The sequence below is a fragment of the Pseudarthrobacter sp. NamE2 genome (assembly GCF_005796205.1).
In the GTDB taxonomy this organism is placed as follows: Bacteria; Actinomycetota; Actinomycetes; order Actinomycetales; family Micrococcaceae; genus Arthrobacter.
This window is the reverse complement of record NZ_VAHN01000010.1, coordinates 55,711-74,722: the sequence shown is the minus strand read 5'-3', so window position 1 is coordinate 74,722 and position 19,012 is coordinate 55,711. Positions and strand designations below refer to the sequence as shown.

The following is a 19,012-nucleotide window of genomic DNA, read 5'->3' as shown; positions in this document are numbered from 1 at the left end:
CGGGGGTGTGGGTACGGGGAAGCCTCCGCCGGCTCCGGCACCTGTGGGTGCCGGGAACGGGGCTAGTTTTTGATCTCCAGTGACATTAGCATCCGCTGGACATTGGCGAATTCCGGGCTTTGGCGGACGTATTCCGCGGCCTGGCCCAGGGTGTCGAACGCCTTGGCGGGAGCCACCTTTTCCTCCGGCGCGAATGCTTTCAGCGAGACCACATCGCCGAAGGACCAGTCCCCCTTCCCGGCGGGCCCGCGCACGATGTTCCGGAGCTCGCAGGCCTGGTTGTCCGCACCGCCCACGACGTTCGTGATGCCGTACGAGCCGAAGTACTTGTAGCCCTGGATGACCCGGAACACCATCCGTGGCGGAATGGTGCCCTCCCCGCCCACGGCAGACACTTCCACCGGCAGGCTGCTGATCACCGTATAGGGCCGCCGCGAGCCGTCAGGGCAGTCGGCGGACGACGGCGGCAGGCCCGTACGCAGGGCAGCCACGAAAGTGCCGTCAGGCTTTTTCACCTCGACCTTCAAAGCGCCCGGCAACGTGCCTTCGTCCGGCACGAGCGACTGGGCGATCCAGTCCTGCGGCAGCTCGAAGCTCACTGTCTTTGCCGGGTCAGAGTACGTTTTCCAGGCGGCGGCGGTTGCCTGCCCCCGGGTTCCCGGAGGGGTGGCAGCAGGGGTGGCAGAGGCGCCGCTTGGGGCCGGCGACGCCGTGTTCCGGCCGGAACCAGCGGTTGGGGTGGTGTCCGGCCCCGCCGTCCAGACCGGGCCGCCGGCCTGCTGGGAGGAACACCCTGCCAGCATGGCAGCCGCCAGCAGCACCACACTGGTTCCCAACGGTCCCTTCGCCTTGCTCCGCATGGATCCAGCCTAATGGCGGGCACCTTCCAGCAGCCGGTACCCGCCTGGCGTTTCACGCCCGGCCGCCCTGACAGCGACACGGGGCACCCGCTGCCGTCCCTCCGTCGTACCGGCAACCCCGGGTGGGGGCTAGGCTGGGGGATATGGCGGATCAGCACAGTACGGCCGAAGAAAACCCCGCGGACATTTCCGCTGTTGACATCGCCGACTGGCGGCTGCGCACCTTTGCGCTGTACCAGAATGTCCGGAAGATTGCCGCTGAAAGTCCTGCGGAAGCTCACTCCCACTGGCGGCACCAGCGGGACCTGATGTTCGCCACCCACCCCGCCTCCGCACTGACCAGTGAAGGCAAGGCGCTCTTTTCCGGGCTGAAAACCGCAGACTACGATCCCATCTACCGTTTCCACGTGCCGATCACCGGCGAGGGCGCCGGCCGTGAGATGTCGGTAGAGACAGGGACGGACGGCGTGGTCCGTTTCGTCCGGCTTGGCACCTTCGACCTGCCGGAGATGGGGCAGCTGGCAGTCTGGAAGCTGCGCGGCTACGGCGGTGGCATCTTCGTGCCGTTCCGTGATGCCACCTCGGGCCAGCCCGGCGGATCGTACGGCGCCGGCCGCTACCTGCTGGACACCATCAAGGGTGCGTTCCATGGCGTGCAGGGCAGCGGACCGGACGCCACGTTCGTGCTGGACTTCAACTTCGCCTACAACCCGTCGTGCGCCTACAACGAGGCATGGGCCTGTCCCCTTCCGGGTCCGTCAAATCGGCTGGCCGTGGACATCCCGGTGGGCGAGCTGTACTAAGCACACCGTTTCTCCCCGGGGGGCTGTCAGAGGGCAGCCTGTCAGCCGGCGCCCAGGGAACTCACGCTGGTGACAGCGGAACGGACTGCCGCAGCTGCGGTTTCCAGGTCGTCTGCGGTGACCGACGCGTCAAAGCTGAAGCGGACCGCCGTCTGCGCCACATCGGCCGGGAGCCCCAGGGCGGTCAGCACGGGCGAGGGCGCATCCGACCCGGCGGCACATGCCGAACCGCTGGAACACACCACACCCTGGCGTTCCAGTTCCAGGAGCACTGACTCGCCGCTCGTCCCGGGGAAACAGAACGACGCAACGGAGGGCAGCCGTTCGGTGGCGTGGCCGGTGAGGATCGCGCCGGGCACGCCGGACAGCACGGCATGGATAAACCGGTCCCGTAGCGCGGTAACCCTGTCCTGCCGGTCCTGCCGGCCGGCCTGCGAGAGCGTCAGCGCCGTTGCCAGGCCAACGGCCCCGGCAACATTTTCGGTTCCGGACCGCCGGCCCCGTTCCTGGCCGCCGCCGTGGAGTACCGGCTCCACCCGGGTACGGCTCCGGACGTAGAGGACTCCACAGCCCTTGGGCGCGCCGATCTTGTGCCCGGAGATGCTTAGCGCATCAACGCCAAGCGCCCTGGTGTCCAGCGGCAGCCACCCCGCCGCCTGGACGGCATCTGTGTGGAAGGAGATACCGTGTTCCCGGGCGAGGGAGGCGAGCTCCGCGACGGGCTGCACCGTGCCCACCTCGTTGTTGGCGTACATGATGCTGGCGACCGCAGTTTCCGGGCGGAGGGCTGCCGTGAAGGCTTCCGGGGCGACCCGCCCTGCGGTGTCGACGGGGACCACGTCCACGGTAAACCCGTGGAAGCGCTCCAGGTACCGGGCGGATTCCTCCACCGCGGGATGTTCCACGGCGCTGATCACCACGCGGTTCAACGCAGGATCGGCCGCCTGCCGGGCCAGGGCAATACCCTTTACGGCCAGGTTGTCCGCTTCCGTCCCGCCGGAGGTGAACGTCACCTCCCCCGGCCGGCAGCCCAGCACGTTGGCCACGGAGGCACGGGCGCCTGCGAGCGCCCGGGCTGCCTGCTCCCCCAACTGGTGGTGGCTGGAAGGATTGCCGAATTCCCCGGTCAGGTACGGCCGCATGGCTTCAAGCACCTCGCGGCGGACGGGGGTGGTGGCGGCGGCGTCAAGGAAGATCATGGCGTGCCCACCCGGCTGTCAGCTCAATATCCAGGCCGAGGTCCAGTGCGGCCACCGTGTGCGTCAGGGCGCCGACCGAGATGACGTCCACGCCCGTGGCGGCGATGTCCGCCACAGTCTGCAGGCTGACGTTTCCGCTTGCCTCCACGCGTGCCCGGCCCGCCACCAGGGCTACCCCGGCCTTGAGCTCTTCCACCGTGAAGTTGTCGAGCATGATGGTGTCCACCCCGGCTGCCAGGACCGGTTCGATCTGGTCCATCCGGTCCACTTCCACCTCGAAGTGGGTGGTGTGTCCCAGCTGTGCCTTGGCTGCGAGCAGGAGGCCGGTGAGTTTGGCCGGGTCCCCGCCGGCCATGACCGCCAGGTGGTTGTCCTTGGCCAGGACGGCGTCCGAGAGGCTGTAGCGGTGGTTTGCGCCGCCGCCGCAGCGCACGGCGAACCGTTCCAGGACGCGCAGGCCCGGGGTGGTCTTGCGGGTGTCGGTGATCCGGGCCTTCGTGCCTTCTGTGAGCTGGACGAACGCGGCGGTTTTGGTGGCGATTGCGGACATCCGCTGGACCAGGTTGAGCGCAACGCGTTCGGCCAGGAGGACGGAGCGTGCCGCCCCGCTGACCCTGGCGAGGTGCGTGCCGGCGTCGAACCTTTCACCGTCGGCCGCCAGCAGGTCCACGGTGGTTGCGGGGTCCACCAGCTGCATGGCGTCCCGGAACACAGTGGCACCGCTCAGGACCCCGGGCACGCGGGCGTTCAGGACGGCGGTGGCGCGGGCATCGGCGGGAATGAGCAGTTGTGAGGTGATGTCGCCGGCAGGGGCGTCCTCCGCGAAGGCGCGCTTCAGGATGTCCCGGACGGGCCCCGGGGGGAGGGTAAGGTCCGGCGCAGTGCGGACGCCCGCAGCCGGATCGAGTACCGAGTGTTCAGTCATGGAGGATGCTCGCTTTCGGGCGGAGTGGAATGGTCGCGGAGGTTTTTGCGGGTTCGTCTGCGCGGTAGTGGGCGCCGAGCGGGTCGCGGCGCCGGAGTGCAGCGGACACCAGCAGCTGCGCAGCAAGCAGCAAGTTACGGTCCTCGTGCACGGAAGGGTCGCGTTCCAGCGGCACAGAGTTATCAGGAAGCACGACGGCGGCCCACCGGTTCAAGGTTTCAGCAGCCTCCGCCAGCAGCTCCCCCGACCGCAACACCCCGGCATGCGAAGTCATAAGCCGCCGAAGAGCATCCCGGGAGAACGGCTCCACATACTCACCCCCACCGAAGCTGGCCTGCGGGCTCCCGTGGAAAGAATCAACCCCCGCCGCTGTTTGATTTCCCATGGCGGCACCCAAGGCGGACCCGCGCTCGGCGACTGACGGCGCCCCGGAAGCATGCGTCAAAGGGAGGCCGCCCGCGGCCGAGCTAGCATGCGGAGGGGCGCTGTCAGGCGCCACCCAGCCAAGCGACCACAGAGCAGAGGAGCCAGAAAGAAAATCTTCAACAGCGCGCCGGCCAAAGACGAGTCCTTCGAGGAGGGAGTTGCTGGCCAGCCGGTTTGCCCCCTGGACCCCCGTGCACGCAACTTCGCCGGCAGCATAAAGGCCGGGAACGGTGGTGCGCGCGGAGAGGTCGGTGGTGATTCCCCCCATCCAGTAGTGTGCGGCCGGGGCGACGGGTACGGGTTCGCGGGTCCAGTCGATGCCGGCGTCGCGGGTTTTCCGGGTGAGGGTGGGGAACCGGCGTTCGAGGAAGCCGGCTCCGCGGGCTTCCCCGATCGGGCGGGCGTCGAGGTAGACGTGGCCGTTGGGGTCGCCGAGCTTGGCCAGGTGCAGGGCGATGCTGCGGGACACAACGTCACGCGGGGCGAGTTCGGCGTCGGGGTGGTAGGCGCGCATGAAGCGCCGGCCGCCGGCGTCGACCAGGATTGCCCCTTCGCCGCGGACCGCCTCCGAAATCAGGAGCGGGCCGGAGAGGGCCGCGCGGCTCCCTGCAGCGGTGTCCACGAAGCAGGTTGGGTGGAACTGGAAGAATTCGAGGTCTGCCACGGCCGCGCCGGCGCGGACGGCGAGCGCCAGGCCGTCCGCGGTGGCCACCGCGGGGTTGGTTGTCTGGGCGAAGAGTTGTCCCGCTCCGCCGGTGGCGAGCAGGACGGCGTCGCCGCCGATGCGTTCGGCGCGCCCGCCGCGAAGGTACTCCACGCCGGTGACCCGGCCGCGCTCCCGGACCAGGGCAGTGGCGTGGGAGTTGGTCAGTACCGTCAGTTTTCCTTCCGCCTGTGCTGCGAGCACGGAGCGGATCAGCGCTTCGGCCACCCTTGCGCCGGTGGCGTCGCCGCCGGCGTGCAGAATGCGGGGCGCGCTGTGGGCTGCCTCCAGACCAAGGGCGGGACCGCCGTCGTGCCCTGCATCAAAAACCACGCCGAAACGCCGCAGCCCCGCAATGTCCTGCCGGGCTTCCGCGCACATCAGCGTGACGGCCGCACTGTTGCAGTGCCCGGCCCCGGCCCGCAGGGTGTCTGCGATGTGCGCGGCGACGGTGTCTCCCGGGGCGGGGGCGGGGAGCACCGCCGAAATGCCCCCCTGCGCGTACCAGGTGTTGCTTTCTTCCAGCCCGCCTTTGGACACCAGGACTGCCTCAGCACCGGCATCGGCCGCCAGCAGCGCGGCGTAAAGGCCGGCGATGCCGCTTCCGACGACGACCAGCCGTCGTCCCGCGGCCGTACCGGCGGCATCCCTGGCACCTGGGAACGCAGCGGGTTGCGGCGCCGCTGGCAGGTTCCGTGTCATGACGGCCTGGCTGCGAGCATGCGCTCGAGGGCCGTCCGGGCATTGGCCTGCACGGCCTCGTCGACGGTGATGCGGTTGACCACGCGTCCGGCCACCAGTTCCTCAAGCACCCAGGCGAGGTAACCGGGGTGGATGCGGTACATGGTGGAGCAGGGGCAGATCACCGGGTCGAGGCAGAAGATGGTGTGCTGCGGGTATTCGGCGGCCAGCCGGTTGACCATGTTGATCTCGGTGCCGATGGCGAACGTGGTGGGTTCGGTGGCCGCGGCGATGGCCTTCCTGATGAAGTCGGTGGACCCGGCGGAGTCGGCGGCGTCCACCACCTCCATGGGGCACTCGGGGTGGACTATCACGTTGACGCCCGGGAAGTCCCGGCGCGCCTGCTCGATCTGGCCCACGGTGAACCGCTTATGCACGGAGCAGAATCCGTGCCACAGGATGACCCGGGAATCCAGCAACGCCTGCTCGTCGTTGCCGCCCAGGTCCTTGCGCGGGTTCCACATGGGCATCTGCTCCAGCGGCACCCCCAGGGCCTTGGCGGTGTTGCGGCCCAGGTGCTGGTCCGGGAAGAAGAGCACCCGCTGAGCCCGCTGGAAGGCCCACTCCAGGACGGTCTTCGCGTTGGAGGAGGTGCACACGATGCCGCCGTTTTCACCGCAGAAGGCTTTCAAGGCGGCGGAAGAGTTCATGTAGGTGACCGGGATGACGGGAACCCGGCCGTCGGCGTCGGGCTCGGTGCCGAAAACATCCTCCAGCTGCTCCCAGCATTCGGCCACCGAGTCCGCGTCGGCCATGTCCGCCATGGAGCAGCCGGCGGCGAGGTTGGGCAGGATTACAGCCTGCTCCGGCTTCGAGAGGATGTCCGCGGTTTCGGCCATGAAGTGCACGCCGCAGAATATGATCGCCTCTGCCTCGGGCCTGGTCAACGCCGCGTTGGCGAGCTGGAAGGAGTCGCCCACGAAGTCCGCATACTGGACCACCTCGTCGCGCTGATAGAAGTGGCCGAGGATGACGGCCCGGTCCCCCAAAGCGGCTTTCGCTGCGACGATGCGTTTGGAAAGTTCGGCATCACTGGCACGCTTGTATTCCTCCGGCAGCTGGCCCTGGCGCGGCGTCGTTATCGGGGCAACATCGGCGCTGGATGCTCCAGGGCCGTAGGCCGGCACCCCGGCGAGCGCCTCGGCGAGATCGTAATCCCACGGACCCTTGGCGAGGGCGGGGCTGCAGGTGCTGCCCCTTGCGGCGGCGCCCTTTTCGGCCTGCTCGCGCGTGATCAGCTGGATGGCCGTGTTGACGCTGCTCATGGTGTGCTCCTGTTGTCTGGGTCGAGGCCGGGCCGGCCGGTAAAGCGGTAAAGGCGGGGCGGGCGGTGCTTGCCGCCCTGGAGGAATTCGTCTGTCTCTTCGATTTCGGGGGTGGACTTGAGCTGGCGGCGGAAGTTGGCCGGGTCCAGCTCGCGGTCCAGCACGGCCTCGTAGACTTCGCGGACCTGGGCCAACGTGAAATATTCGCCCAGCAGGTGGTAGGCCACCGAGCCGTAGGCCAGCTTGTTGCGCAGGCGCCAGAGCGCGTAGTCCACAATGGCGTTGTGGTCGAAGGCGAGTTCCCCCAGGCGGTCGGCCCGGAACCACTTCACGTTCTCGGAGACATCAGCGAGCGCCGCTTCCGTCGGCTGGACCAGGGCCCAGTAGACGATGGAGACCACCCGCTGGGTGGGCGAACGGTGCAGGCCGCCGAAAGCGTACAGCTGCTCCAGGTAGCGGGGCGCCAGCCCGGTGGTCTCCCGCAGGCTCCTGGACGCGGCGTCCTGCAGGGACTCGTCGTGGCTGAGGGGCCCTCCCGGCAGTGCCCACAATCCCTTGAAGGGCTCCCTGATGCGGCGCACCAGGGGCAGCCAGAGTGTGGGACGGCCGGACGATTCGCTGGGCCGCAGCGCGAAGATCACCGTGGAGATGGCAAGCGACGGCGGCGCGGCCTGGCGCTCCGACACGTTGGCTGAGCCGTAGTACATTGCCATCCTCCTTACGGCTGCCTTGGCGGGCTAGTTATGGTCACTTTGACCATAACTGATTGTAGGGCCGGTGGCAGCGAATCCGAAATGCTTCCCGTCACACTCCCGGCAGGCGCCTGCCGCGCGACCATCACTCCGGGTTCGGCTGCGGCGCCGTCAGGCGGTAAATTCGAGTGGTCCCAAGAGGACCTCCACCGAGACCCCAAGAAGGTTTACTCCGCATGACAACGAAGTACGCCCCCGCTCCGGCCCACGACCACCTCGGCCACAGCATGAAGCCCCGCCAACTCACCATGATGGGCCTGGGAAGCGCCATCGGAGCCGGCCTCTTCCTGGGTTCCGGCGCCGGCGTCCAGGCTGCCGGCCCTGCCGTACTCATCTCCTATCTGGTGGCGGGCACCCTCATCATCCTGGTGATGTGGGCCCTGGGCGAGATGGCGGCCGCCAACCCCGACAGCGGCGCCTTCTCCGTGTACGCGGAAAGGGCACTGGGCAGGACCGCAGGAGCAACCATCGGCTGGCTCTGGTGGCTGCAGCTGGTGGTCGTGATCGCTGCCGAAGCACTGGGCGCTGCCGGACTGCTCTTCTCGGTGTGGCCGGTGGTTCCGGTCTGGGCGCTCGCATTGGCGTTCATGGTCGTCTTTACAGGCATCAACCTGGCCGGGGTGCGGAACTTCGGTGAGTTCGAGTTCTGGTTCGCCATCCTGAAGGTCGCCGCCATCGTCCTCTTCCTGGCGGTGGGCGCGGCCCTGCTCCTGGGACTGCTGCCGGATGCCGCGTCGCCGGGCCTTGCCAACATCGTTGGCGATTTTGCTCCCCAGGGCCTCGGCGGCATCGCCGCCGCACTGTTCGTGGTGATCTTCGCGTTCGGCGGGACTGAAATTGTTTCGGTGGCCGCGGCCGAAACCGAGGACCCGGAACATAGCGTGGGCAAGGCCATCCGAACCGTGGTGTGGCGCATCCTGGTTTTCTACATCGGCTCCGTGTTTGTCATCGCCGCGGTGCTTCCCGCCACGTCCGAAGGCCTGGCCTCACCCTTCGCGGGCGTCCTTGACACCGCCGGAATCCCCGGCGCCGCCACCGCCATCACCCTGGTTGCCGTCGTCGCGCTCCTGTCCGCCCTGAACGCAAACCTGTACGGCGCGTCCCGCATGGTCTACTCGCTTGCCGGGCGCGGCGAGGCACCGCGCTTCCTCACCCGGCTCAGCGGGGCGAGCGTGCCCATGCTGGCGGTAGGAGTGTCGGTGGCCTTTGGCTTCATCGCAACGGTGCTGGAGCTGCTTTTTCCGGAGAAGATCCTTCCGGCGCTTTTCCAGCTGGTGGGCTCCACATGCCTGGTCGTCTGGGGCAGCGCGCTGGTGTCACAGCTGGTCCTCCGCCGCCGGGCGGACCGTGACGGCAATCCCCTGCCCCTGCGGATGAAGGGTTTCCCGGTACTCACTTTTGTTGGCCTGGCCCTGCTCGGATTGATTTTTGCCGTTGGCTTCAGCGCCGAGAGCAGCCGCGTTCAGCTCTTCGGCACCTTCGCGCTGATCGCGGGCATAGCCGCCGCATGTGCTGTCGCCGCCCGGGTTGCCCGGCGCGTGCCCGGTCCGGCCGGGAACCGCACCGGCAGGTAGAGTGATGCCAGGCACCCAAGCGCCGGGTCCGCCCGGGCGCCGTACTTGATGAGGACACACAGCATGAGCGGCAGGCACACCGGCCAACAGCAGACGCACACCGTGGAGGGTACCGACCCGCAGCTGTACGTGGCGGTCCACGAACCCGGGTCCGATGCCGGCCTGCGCCCGGTCCTGCTGCTGCACGGCTTTTCCTCCTCCTCGAAGCTCAACTGGGAGGACACCGGCTGGATCCAGTCCCTGCTCCAGGCAGGGCGCCGGGTCATCACCGTGGACCTGCCGGGGCACGGCCGCAGCGGCGCGCCCGAGGACCGTGACTCCTACTCCCCCAGCAGGATCCGCGCGGACCTGCTGCAGGCAGCGTTCGACGCCGGCGTGCGCCCCTTGCAGGAGAATGAGCCTGCCAGCGGACTTGACGTTGTGGGATATTCCCTGGGCTCCCGGCTCGCCTGGGAGTTCGGCGCCACCCAGCCGGAGATCGTGCACCGGCTGGTCCTGGGCGGGCCCAACGTCGCAGACCCGCTGGCCGAATTCGACCTCATCGCCGCCCAGGACTACCTGGCCGACGGGACGCCGATTGCCGACGAATCCACCGCACGGCTGCTGAAGATGGCCCTGCTGCTCCCCAGCAACAACATCTTCGCCCTGCTGTCCCTCGTGGAGGCCATCAAGGCCGAACCGTATGACCCCGCCGAAGCCGTCCCGCACGTACCAATGCTCCTGGTGGCCGGTGACCAGGACGAACGCATCGGCAGCCTTCCCAAGCTCGCCGAGCTGGCAGCGGGAGCCGGAGCAACTGCCAAGCAGCTCGTCCTGCCGGGCCGCAACCACACCAATGCCGTGACCAGCAGGGCCTTCAAGCAGGCAGCAATCGACTTCCTCGCGGCCTAGCGCCGAATCTGGCACGGCCCTCGTGGCGGTAGGCTGAAACCAGGTGCACAGGAAGCCTGGAGGATCAGATGGTTACCCGTTTCGAGGACCGCACGGAGGCCGGCGAACGCCTGGCCGCGGTGCTTCCGCAGTTCCGTGAGCGGCCTGACACCCTGGTCCTTGGCCTGGCGCGGGGCGGGATTCCGGTTGCCGCTGCCGCCGCCAAGGCCCTCTACCTGCCCCTGGGAACCGTACTGGTGCGCAAACTGGGCATCCCGGGCCATGAAGAGACGGCGTACGGTGCGCTGGCGTGGGCCCGGGGCCGGACAGTCCGGCTGATCAACAAGCCCCTGCTGGACAGGGTGCTGGAGCACGGTGTCCGCAGCGAATGGCTCGATGAAGTGGAGCAGCGCGAGCGCGCCGAACTACTCCGCCGGGTGGACCTGTACCCCGGAACGGACCATGATCTTGCCGGCAAAACCGTCCTGCTGGTCGACGACGGCCTGGCCACCGGAGCCACCATGAGGGCCGCCATCGAGGCGGTCCGCGAAGAGGGCGCGGCCACAGTGGTTGCTGCGGCACCGGTAGGATCCATCGACGCCGAGGCTTCGGTGGAGCGGGCCTGTGACGCAGTCCTGTGCCTGCACCTGCCCGGCAAGTTCCGCGCCGTCGGCAGCTTCTACCGCCACTTTGAGCAACTGACCGACCATGACGCGATCAGCTTCCTGAAGCAGTAGGAATCCACTGGATTAAACGCCTGACGGCGGGCGGGACCCACGTTGGTCCGGCCCGCCGTCAGGCTTCACCTCATAGAAACGCTGATCAATGATGGCTGACGCCCAGCGGGCGGCCCTTGGTTTCCTTGGCCAGCAGCACGCCGATGACGGAAATGACGCACAGGACCATGATGTAGATGCCGATGGAGCCCGCCCACCTGGTGGCCTGGAGGAGCGACTCGGCGATGGTGGCAGCGAACGCGCCGCCGAGGATTGCGCCGAAGGCATACCCGATGGAGATTCCCGAGTAGCGGACGTTGGCGGGGAACATCTCGGCGTACATGGCGGACATCGGGCCGTAGGAGAGACCGAGGCCCACGGTGAGGACGAACAGTGCCACGCCGTAAAGCCAGATGTCCTTCGTGTCGATCAGGGCGAACATGGGGATCATCCAGGCGAAGACGATGGCGTACCCCGCGAGGAACGTCTTCACGCGGCCAATGCGGTCGGAAAGCCAGCCGCCCACCAAAGTGAAGATCAGCCAGCCGAAGGATGCCAGGGTGGTCGCCAGGAGGACCGGCGGAGCAGGCATCTGCAGCGTCCTGGTGGCGTACGCGATGAAGAAGGCGATGAGCAGGTAGCCGGCTGCGTTGTTGGCGATGAAGATCATGGTGGAGTACAGGACCGGCTTCTTATGGCTGCGAACCAACTCACCGAGAGGTGCCTTGCTCTCCGCCTTGCGGGCGGCCATCTCCTGGAACACCGGGCTCTCGGCCACCGCGCGGCGGATCAGGTAACCCACCACGATCAGCACGATGGACAGCAGGAACGGAACCCGCCAGCCCCAGGCGGCGAATTCCTCCCGCGGCATGCTGCTGTTGAGGAAGAACAGCAGGCCCGTGGCCAGGATCATGCCCACCGGAACCCCGATTTGCGGGCAGGCGCCGAACAGGCCGCGCTTGTTCAGGGGCGCGTGCTCCACCGCCATGAGCGCTGCCCCACCCCATTCACCGCCGGCCGAGAAGCCCTGCACGATTCGCAGGAGGATCAGCAGGATGGGTGCCCAGGCACCGATCTGGGCGTAGGTGGGAAGCATGCCGATCAGGGCGGTGGCGGCGCCCATCATCACCAGCGTGAAAACGAGCATTGCCTTGCGGCCCAGCCGGTCACCCAAGTGTCCCGCAATCACGGCGCCCAGGGGCCGGAACAGGAAGCTGATACCGATCAGGGCAAAGGACAGGATCTGGGCAAGGCCGGGGTTGGACTCATTCAGCGGGGCCAGGAACAGCGGCGACAGCAGCGTTGCGGTCAGCTGGGCGAAGATGAAGAAGTCATACCACTCGATGGTGGTACCAACGAGGGTACCGGCAAGGACTTTGCGCTCCTCCCGGCGGGTGCTGGGGCCGGCAAGGGTGTCCACCTTGGAAGGTGTAGTCATTGAAACTCCATTGTTCATAGGCAGCTGTGCCGCCGGGACGCCTTCAAGATTACCGACAGAACGGTCAGTTAGTTAGTAGGGTACTACGAAAGTGTGAGCCGGGACACGACGAATGTAAATCTTTTACCGGTGGACGTTCCGGCGGCGCAGTTCTATATTTGAACCTGCAGTTCTGTTATAGAAACGCTCCCGTTGTATGGCTCCGCGGCCTGTACTCCGGCAAGCTACCCAGGATGGAGACCATGATTCCCACCGCTGCAGCCCCGGCCGGAGCAGCCCCGGCGCAGGCGTCTCCGTCCCAGACCCTCTCACGGGGAATCCGGGCCCTCGAGATCCTCGCGGCGGCGCCCGCCCCGCTGAGCATCGCGGAACTCGCAGACGCCATGGGCGTGCACCGGTCGGTGGCTTACCGGATCCTGCGGACCCTTGAAGACCACTCGCTCCTGGTGCGGGATGACGCCGGGAAAGTCCAACCCGGGCCGGGGCTTGCCGTCCTGGCCCGTGGTGTTTCCCGGAATCTCCAAACGGCTGCCCTTCCGGAACTGACCCATCTGGCGAACACGCTGGACATGACGGCCTTTGTTGCGGTGTGGGACCACCACGACTGCATCACTTTGGTCACGGTGGAGCCTCGCCATTCGGGGGCCACTGTGGCGCAGCGCCCCGGGACGCGGCATCCGATCAATGCCGGCGCACCGGGCATCGCCATCCAGTCTGCCCTGACCGAGGCGGAGTGGGCCAGGCTGGGCACCGGTGTGACCTACCGTCCGGAGGCCATTGAAGCACGGCGCCAGGGATATGCCGCCAGCCACGACGAAGTGATTGCCGGGGTCTCCTCCCTGGCAGCCCCTGTCCGGGTGCCGGGCGGGCGGCCGGCAGCGCTCGCCGTCGTCTATATCCGCTCCCCGCACGGTCCGGAGACAGTAGGGGCCGCGCTCGCCGGGAGCGCCGCGCGCATCGAACAGCAGCTGGCCTAGCTGGAGGCACGGCCTCCGACTTACCGTTCCTGTCCGCGGCGGAGCACAGCGGCGGCCCAGGCTCCGAGCAGCGCCAGCATCAAGGCTGCGCCCACAGGCACCAGGAAAGCTGCATGATAGCCTCCGGATTCCGCAAGCTGGCCGCCGAGGGAGGAACCCAGGGCGGTGCCGGCCACGATGCCGCTGGCCAGCGCCGTCATAACGGTGCCCAGCCGGCCGGCGGGGGCCAGCACCCCGCCGGCGGCAAAGACAGTGACCATCACCGGTCCAACGGGAAGCCCCAGGACCAGCAGCACCGCCACCATGCCGGCCAGCGATGACGGCACCAGCAACAGCACTGCCAGCGCTGCCATCAGTACGGCCGAAAGGACCCAGCGCCAGCAGAGGCTGAACCGGCGCGGCCAGTAGGCGACCGACAGCGCGGCAGCAGCGGAACTCAGCCCCATCACCGCGTACAGCAGCCCGGCGAGTTCCGAACCCGAGAGACCGGCGGAGAACGAGCTGAGGCCGGCCTGCGTCGCACCGAAGAACGTTCCCATGCAGACCATGGTAAGCACGGGCAAGGCCGCCGCCCGCGGAATCCTGTCGCGGCCCCGGCTTCCGCCGGCCGCGCGGGCCGCCTTGCCAAGCGGCCGTACCGCGTGCCGGGTGGGGTGGTTGGCGAAGGCGGGCACCAGGATGATGGTCATGGCGGCTGCCAGTGCCAGCGGCAGCCAGGGAGCAAGAAGGCTGGCCAGGATCCCCACCAGGGCGGGCCCCAGGACAAACGTCACTTCATCGGCGGTGCTTTCGTAGGAAAGCGCTGTGTCCAGGTCGCGCTTACTGCCGGGCGCCGGCACTTCCGACGTCAGGGCCATCCAACGTACCCGTGCAAGCGGACCCACCTGGGGGCTGCTGGCACCGGCAGCGAACGAGGCGGCAAGGACGCCTGCATAAAATGTGCCGGCAGCATCCAGGCCGGCTGTCGCAAGGACAAGAGCAATCACCGCAACGGTATTGAGAACGGCGGAGGCCAGCAGGACGGGCCGCTGTCCTTGCCTGTCGGCCAGGGCACCCAGAAGCGGTGCACCCATCGCCGAGCCGATGCCGACGGCACCGGCAGCAGTGCCGCCCAAGGCATAGGACCCGCTGACTGAGGTGACCATCGTGAGGGTGCCCACCGTGAGCATGGCAAGCGGCAGCCGGGCGAAGAGTCCAAGGGGAATGAAGCTGCGGCCGGCCAGGTGGGAAAGCCGGGCGAACCTGCCCGCCGGTGCGGTCTTTGCTGTTGCGTCGGCATCATGAGCGCCGCCAGGTGCCGCGGTGTGGGGGGTGCTGGTGGAAGGGTTTGCTGGTGAAGTCAAGGTCCGGGCTCGTTCGATCGTGCGCATCGTCCCTCCTCCCGATGCGCGCAACCCGGTAACTAAAAAATTATAGCGCGCCGGTGCAGCACCGCCTGCACGGGCAAACCCAACGCACGTGAGGCGAGCGGAGGGCAGGCCAGGTCAGGGCAGGGCGTCGAGGGTCTCGGAAATCCGGAGCGTGGACCCGTTTCGCCCCTTCAGCACCTGGAGCTGGGTGCCGATGCGCTGCTTCATCTCGCCGACATGGCTGACGAGTCCCACCACCCGCCCGCCGTCGCGCAGCCCCTCCAGGGCATCCATGACCTGTTCCAGCGACTGCTCGTCCAGGCTTCCGAAACCTTCGTCCACGAACAGCGTCTCGATTTCCACACCGCCCGATTCCTGCTGCACCACATCCGCCAGGCCCAGGGCCAGGGACAAGGAAGCCATAAAGGATTCGCCGCCGGACAGGGTTGAGGTGTCGCGGCGGTAACCCGTCCACTGGTCCACCACTTCAAGGCCCAGCCCCGACTTGGCGCCCCGGGCGGCCCTGGCATCCGTATGCTGCAGCAGGTAGCGGCCGTCGCTCATCGCCACCAGCCGTTCGGACGCCGCCAGGGCCACCTGTTCCAGCCGTGCGGCGAGGACGTAACTGTTCAGGCTCATCCTGTACGTGTTGTCTCCCCGGCCGGCCGCGGCGTCAGCAAGACCCGCCAGCATGGCTGCACGTTCCGCCGGCCCAAGGGCAGCCCCCGCCATGGCTTCATACTCCGCCTTGATGGCGGCCAGGGACTCCAGGCGCCGGCCTGCCAGGCCGGCGGCAAGGCGTGCCTCGCGTGCCTTGTGTCCGGCATCAGCCGCCCCGGTTTGCAGGACGGCAAAGTGTTCCTCGTCCACGGTGTAGCCATCGGACTGTTCCCCGAGTGCCCGCACAATGTCCTCCGATTCAAAGAGTTCGGAGACCCGCACGGCTTCATCCTGCCCCGCACGCAATTCGCGCTCAAGCGCAGCTGCGTTGTCGGCGCCAAGCAACTGGTTCCGGGCTTCGTCAGCCGTGGTGAATCCTGCTTTGGGCAATGCCAGCTCCAGCTGTTCCCGGGCCTCCATGGCCTGGTCCTGCGCCTGGTCCAGCTGCGCCTGTGCTTCCACCGCCTTGCCGAGCACCGCCACCGCAGCCTCGAGCGAACGCAGCCGACGGGACAGGCTGCGGTGGCCGCTGCGCAGTCCGGCCAGGGCCGTGTCCAGCGCGCCGACCTCCTCAGCCAGGCCGTCCTGGGCGGCCGCAACCTGGGCAAGCTCCGCTTCCTTGCCGGCCTTCAAAACAACCGTCTCTGCGATGCCCTCATCCAGGGCATCCAGCCGGGTGCGGACGGAGGTCAGCTCCGTAACGGCGGACTCAGCATCGGCTGCCGCAGCGCGTGCTTCCCCGGCCGCGGTGACGGCTTCCTTTTCCGGCGTATCCCCGCCCTGGCCGGCGAGGACCGCCACCTGCTGGTTGGCCTCTGCCAACTCTGCACCGAGGGCGGTGCAGGCGGTGTCGGCCGCCTCATAAAGCGCGTGGGCGTCCTCTTCCTCCTGGGCAAGTGAGGGACCGCCGGTGCCGGCAGGAGCTGGTGCAGGGTGTTCCACGCTGCCGCACACCGGGCAGGGGCCGTCATGTTCGAGCTGGGCAGCAAGTTCCGCGGCGGCGTTAGCCAGCCGTTCCTCCCGGAGGTCCAGCCAGCGGCGTTTTGCCTCTAGCTGGTGTTCCCGTGCGGCGTCAAACTTCAGCTTGAGCGCGTCGCGGGCGGAGGCTGCGCCGGCGTGGCGGCGGACCACATCCAGGAGCTCGGCCGCCGCTGCCGCCTCCTTCGCACGCAGTGCAGCGGTACCGGCGCGTACCTCCAACGGTTCCACGTCCCGTGCCAGGGTGTTCCGTTGGTCTTCGAGGATTGCCACGCGGTTTGCGAGTTTATCGATTCCCTCAGCCAGGTCCTGCCGCTTTCCTGACAGTGCACTATGCCGTGTCCGCAGTCCCTGCAGCCTGTCCTCGTCCGGCAGCCTTGCCTCAACGACGGCGAGCAGCGAACGCAGGCGCCCCAGCTCCTCCCCGGCAACCCCGGTCAACCCTTGTGCGGAGTCTTCGGCGGAGGCCAGGCGGACTCCTGCCAGTTCGGGTTCCTCAGCGGCTGCGAGGCGCAGCAGGGTAACCGCCGATTCCGCCGCGTTGGCCGCCCTTCGAACTTTGGCCCCGGCGGCATCAACACTGGCCAGATGGCCCGCAAGGACCTCCGCCTGCCGGTGCCGGACAATCCTGGCTGCAAGACTTTCCAGCTGTGGCGCCGCGGACTGCACTGCTGCCCGACGGATTACCGCAGCTTCAAGCCGGCGCCGCCGCTCCCGCCGTCCGCTTTCCTCTTCCACCGCCAGGGCCCGCTCCCTGGCACCGGTTTCGGCGGCCACTGCCAGGTCCGTCAGCTCCCGATGGTGTCTCCCGACGGCAGCCACCAACCATTCCAGCCGTGCCGCCGGGTTGTCGGCAGGCGGAGCTTCCTCATCAAGTTCAAGGGCGCCAGCCTCCGATTCCGCCCGGGCAATGAGAAGCTCGAGCCGGCCGGTCAGTTCGGCAACGTTGTCCCGGGCCTCTGCGGCCTGCCGGGCAAGTTCATTTTCCAGCGCTTCGAAACGCTGCGTGCCGAAGAGCTTTTGCAGGAGTTCCAGCCGGTCGGCGGCCTTGGACCGCAGGAAGGCAGCAAAATCCCCCTGGGGCAGCATCACCACCCGGGTGAACTGTTCACGGTCCATGCCCAGCAGCGCCAGTATTTCGGCGCCGGCTTCGTCGTTCCGCGCCGATTTTTCCACCCATTCGCCGTCCACCAGCTCCCGGAGGAGCGTCTTAACCTGCTGGGTGGTGAAGCCGTTCTTCCCGCGTGCACTTGGCCTGTCCCACGCCGGTGAGCGCGTCACTTCGAAGCGGCGCCCCTGCGCCGAAAACTCACAGGTGACTGCCGGCTCCTGGGCTGGCTCGGCGTGGTCGCTGCGCAAGCGTTTCCCGTCCTGCCGGGCACCCGGAACCGAGCCGTACAAGGCGAAACAGATGGCGTCCAGGACGCTGGTCTTCCCGGCGCCGGTGGGACCGTTCAAGAGGAAGAGACCATGGCCGCTCAACCGGTCGAAGTCGATGTCCTCGGTGCCCGGAAAGGGACCGAACCCGGAAATGCGCAGGTGGTGGATCCTCATTGCGAGGCCTCCAGGAGACGGACGTTCTCGAGGGCGGCGGTCAAAGCTGCCTTTTCGGCGTCGTCCGGGACGCGGCCCCTCACGTGTTCGAGGAATCCGCAGCACACCGAAATGTCATCCGGCGCCTGGGCGAGCCTGCTGCTGTAGGTTGCAGCCGTGGCGGCAGTTCCGCCCTGGGGATCGAAGCCAAGCACCAGGGTGTGCGGGAAGCGTGCGCGCAACCGGTCCATGGCTCGGGCCGGACGCTGGGCGTCCGTCAGGGTGACCTGGCAGTAGGCGGCTTCGGCCCACTCGTGGTCCGGCGACTCCAGGAGTTCAGGGAGCGTGCCCCGAAGGACGGCAAGGGCATGGGGTGCCTCCCACAGGATCTCTTCCACGCCTCTTACCCCGCCGGCATCGATGTCCACCAGCCAGGCGCCTTTGCGGTGCCCGGCCTCGGAGAAGGAGTATGCCAGCGGTGATCCGGAATACCTGACCTCCGGCGACAGGGACTGCCGGCCGTGCAGGTGCCCGAGCGCCGTGTAGCTGAAGCCGTCGAACAGGTCCAAAGGCACTGCCCCTACGCCGCCGATGCTGAGGTCCCGCTCGCTGTCCGAGCTGATGCCGCCGCTTGCGAAGGTGTGGGCCAGGACAACGGCGTGGACAACAGAAGACGCTGCGCGCCGTTCGATGTCCTGCCGGATCAACGCCGTGGCCTCGCGGGTGACCTCGAAATGGGTGGCGTCCACTCCGAGCTGCGCGGCAACCAACCTGGGTTCAAGCCACGGAATGCCGTAGATGGCCAGTACTGCGTCCCGCCCTGCCGGATCTGCGCCCAGGGGTAGCAGCAAAGGCTCGGCGAGGCCCTCCACCTGCGTCCTGAGGTGTACTCCCCCGCGTTCCAGCAGCCTGGCGGCGAAGCCGAGGCGGATGGCAGAGTCATGATTGCCGCTGGTGAGGACCACCTTGGCACCGGCGGAAGTGAGCCGGACCAGGGCTTCGTCCAGGAGGTGCACCACATCGACGCCGGGCAGCGCGCGGTCATATACGTCCCCCGCGATCAGGACCACGTCAACCCGGTGCCGGGACACCGCCTCGACGAGCTGATCGACGAAGGCGCGCTGGGCCTCCAGCATGCCCACGCCGTGGAAGGAACGGCCCAGGTGCCAGTCCGAGGTGTGAAGTAACCGCATATTCCTAAGGTATCGGCCGCCACTGACAGTTTGCGTTACCGCGCCGCCGC

At 67.8% G+C, this 19,012-nt stretch carries 15 protein-coding genes; 5 read left to right on the top strand and 10 right to left on the bottom strand.

The features are described from left to right. Positions 1–62: 62 nt before the first annotated feature. Positions 63–860 (bottom strand): hypothetical protein, encoded by a 798-nt coding sequence (locus FDW83_RS12925; RefSeq protein ID WP_138138505.1) that lies wholly within the window; start codon positions 858–860, stop codon positions 63–65. A gap of 143 nt (positions 861–1,003) precedes the next feature. On the opposite strand from FDW83_RS12925, the gene FDW83_RS12920 reads away from it, so the two are divergent. Further along, positions 1,004–1,663: a DUF1684 domain-containing protein gene (locus FDW83_RS12920; RefSeq protein ID WP_138138504.1), complete on the top strand. Its 660-nt coding sequence runs from the start codon at positions 1,004–1,006 to the stop codon at positions 1,661–1,663. Positions 1,664–1,704: 41 nt separating this feature from the next. Here FDW83_RS12920 and FDW83_RS12915 read toward each other — a convergent pair whose 3' ends face one another. The 5 genes from FDW83_RS12915 to FDW83_RS12895 are packed head-to-tail and all read right to left on the bottom strand — an operon-like array spanning position 1,705 to position 7,629. Further along, the gene (locus FDW83_RS12915) at positions 1,705–2,862 is read right to left on the bottom strand and encodes a cysteine desulfurase family protein (RefSeq protein ID WP_138138503.1); all 1,158 of its coding nucleotides are present in this window, start codon (positions 2,860–2,862) and stop codon (positions 1,705–1,707) included. Beyond that, positions 2,849–3,787 carry a carboxylating nicotinate-nucleotide diphosphorylase gene (gene nadC, locus FDW83_RS12910; protein WP_138138502.1) on the bottom strand — a complete coding sequence of 313 codons (939 nt, stop codon included), beginning with the start codon at positions 3,785–3,787 and terminating at the stop codon, positions 2,849–2,851. Before nadC ends, FDW83_RS12915 begins: the two co-directional genes overlap by 14 nt. After that, entirely contained in the window at positions 3,780–5,618 is a 1,839-nt protein-coding gene (nadB, locus tag FDW83_RS12905; protein WP_138138501.1) for an L-aspartate oxidase, read from the bottom strand. The genes nadC and nadB overlap by 8 nt, the downstream gene beginning before the upstream one ends. Beyond that, entirely contained in the window at positions 5,615–6,922 is a 1,308-nt protein-coding gene (gene nadA, locus FDW83_RS12900; protein WP_138138500.1) for a quinolinate synthase NadA, read from the bottom strand. Before nadA ends, nadB begins: the two co-directional genes overlap by 4 nt. Further along, positions 6,919–7,629: an NUDIX domain-containing protein gene (locus FDW83_RS12895; protein ID WP_138138499.1), complete on the bottom strand. Its 711-nt coding sequence runs from the start codon at positions 7,627–7,629 to the stop codon at positions 6,919–6,921. Before FDW83_RS12895 ends, nadA begins: the two co-directional genes overlap by 4 nt. 221 nt (positions 7,630–7,850) lie before the next feature. Between FDW83_RS12895 and FDW83_RS12890 the strand changes: the two genes are divergently transcribed. The 3 genes from FDW83_RS12890 (at position 7,851) to FDW83_RS12880 (ending at position 10,855) form a co-directional block, all read left to right on the top strand. Then, the gene (locus tag FDW83_RS12890; protein ID WP_138138498.1) at positions 7,851–9,248 is read left to right on the top strand and encodes an amino acid permease; all 1,398 of its coding nucleotides are present in this window, start codon (positions 7,851–7,853) and stop codon (positions 9,246–9,248) included. Between the two features lie 63 nt (positions 9,249–9,311). Continuing rightward, complete coding sequence (locus FDW83_RS12885) at positions 9,312–10,139, top strand: alpha/beta fold hydrolase (RefSeq protein ID WP_138138497.1); 828 nt, start codon at positions 9,312–9,314, stop codon at positions 10,137–10,139. 68 nt (positions 10,140–10,207) lie between these two features. Next, positions 10,208–10,855, top strand: coding sequence for a phosphoribosyltransferase (locus tag FDW83_RS12880; RefSeq protein ID WP_138138496.1), 648 nt, complete (start codon positions 10,208–10,210; stop codon positions 10,853–10,855). 85 nt (positions 10,856–10,940) lie between these two features. On the opposite strand, the gene FDW83_RS12875 is transcribed toward FDW83_RS12880, so the two are convergent. Then, the gene (locus tag FDW83_RS12875) at positions 10,941–12,272 is read right to left on the bottom strand and encodes an MFS transporter (protein WP_138138495.1); all 1,332 of its coding nucleotides are present in this window, start codon (positions 12,270–12,272) and stop codon (positions 10,941–10,943) included. 242 nt (positions 12,273–12,514) lie between these two features. Between FDW83_RS12875 and FDW83_RS12870 the strand changes: the two genes are divergently transcribed. Continuing rightward, a complete protein-coding gene (locus FDW83_RS12870) occupies positions 12,515–13,249 on the top strand; it encodes an IclR family transcriptional regulator (protein ID WP_138138494.1) in 735 nt (244 codons plus the stop codon). A gap of 20 nt (positions 13,250–13,269) precedes the next feature. Here FDW83_RS12870 and FDW83_RS12865 read toward each other — a convergent pair whose 3' ends face one another. From FDW83_RS12865 to FDW83_RS12855, 3 genes are all read right to left on the bottom strand, one after another. Next, positions 13,270–14,619 carry an MFS transporter gene (locus tag FDW83_RS12865; protein ID WP_138138493.1) on the bottom strand — a complete coding sequence of 450 codons (1,350 nt, stop codon included), beginning with the start codon at positions 14,617–14,619 and terminating at the stop codon, positions 13,270–13,272. A gap of 114 nt (positions 14,620–14,733) precedes the next feature. After that, positions 14,734–17,790, bottom strand: a complete 3,057-nt coding sequence (locus tag FDW83_RS12860) for an AAA family ATPase (protein ID WP_138138492.1) — start codon at positions 17,788–17,790, stop codon at positions 14,734–14,736. Beyond that, a complete protein-coding gene (locus tag FDW83_RS12855) occupies positions 17,787–18,962 on the bottom strand; it encodes an exonuclease SbcCD subunit D (protein WP_138138491.1) in 1,176 nt (391 codons plus the stop codon). The genes FDW83_RS12860 and FDW83_RS12855 overlap by 4 nt, the downstream gene beginning before the upstream one ends. Between the last annotated feature and the right edge of the window lie 50 nt (positions 18,963–19,012).

Coding starts and splice junctions, on each gene's coding strand:
- nadC (WP_138138502.1), bottom strand. CDS start 3,787: ATGACTGAACACTCGGTACTCGATCCGGCTGCGGGCGTCCGCACTGCG.
- FDW83_RS12915 (WP_138138503.1), bottom strand. CDS start 2,862: ATGATCTTCCTTGACGCCGCCGCCACCACCCCCGTCCGCCGCGAGGTG.
- FDW83_RS12865 (WP_138138493.1), bottom strand. CDS start 14,619: ATGCGCACGATCGAACGAGCCCGGACCTTGACTTCACCAGCAAACCCT.
- FDW83_RS12920 (WP_138138504.1), top strand. CDS start 1,004: ATGGCGGATCAGCACAGTACGGCCGAAGAAAACCCCGCGGACATTTCC.
- FDW83_RS12890 (WP_138138498.1), top strand. CDS start 7,851: ATGACAACGAAGTACGCCCCCGCTCCGGCCCACGACCACCTCGGCCAC.
- FDW83_RS12860 (WP_138138492.1), bottom strand. CDS start 17,790: ATGAGGATCCACCACCTGCGCATTTCCGGGTTCGGTCCCTTTCCGGGC.
- FDW83_RS12895 (WP_138138499.1), bottom strand. CDS start 7,629: ATGTACTACGGCTCAGCCAACGTGTCGGAGCGCCAGGCCGCGCCGCCG.
- nadA (WP_138138500.1), bottom strand. CDS start 6,922: ATGAGCAGCGTCAACACGGCCATCCAGCTGATCACGCGCGAGCAGGCC.
- FDW83_RS12855 (WP_138138491.1), bottom strand. CDS start 18,962: ATGCGGTTACTTCACACCTCGGACTGGCACCTGGGCCGTTCCTTCCAC.
- FDW83_RS12870 (WP_138138494.1), top strand. CDS start 12,515: ATGATTCCCACCGCTGCAGCCCCGGCCGGAGCAGCCCCGGCGCAGGCG.
- FDW83_RS12880 (WP_138138496.1), top strand. CDS start 10,208: ATGGTTACCCGTTTCGAGGACCGCACGGAGGCCGGCGAACGCCTGGCC.
- FDW83_RS12875 (WP_138138495.1), bottom strand. CDS start 12,272: ATGACTACACCTTCCAAGGTGGACACCCTTGCCGGCCCCAGCACCCGC.
- FDW83_RS12925 (WP_138138505.1), bottom strand. CDS start 860: ATGCGGAGCAAGGCGAAGGGACCGTTGGGAACCAGTGTGGTGCTGCTG.
- FDW83_RS12885 (WP_138138497.1), top strand. CDS start 9,312: ATGAGCGGCAGGCACACCGGCCAACAGCAGACGCACACCGTGGAGGGT.
- nadB (WP_138138501.1), bottom strand. CDS start 5,618: ATGACACGGAACCTGCCAGCGGCGCCGCAACCCGCTGCGTTCCCAGGT.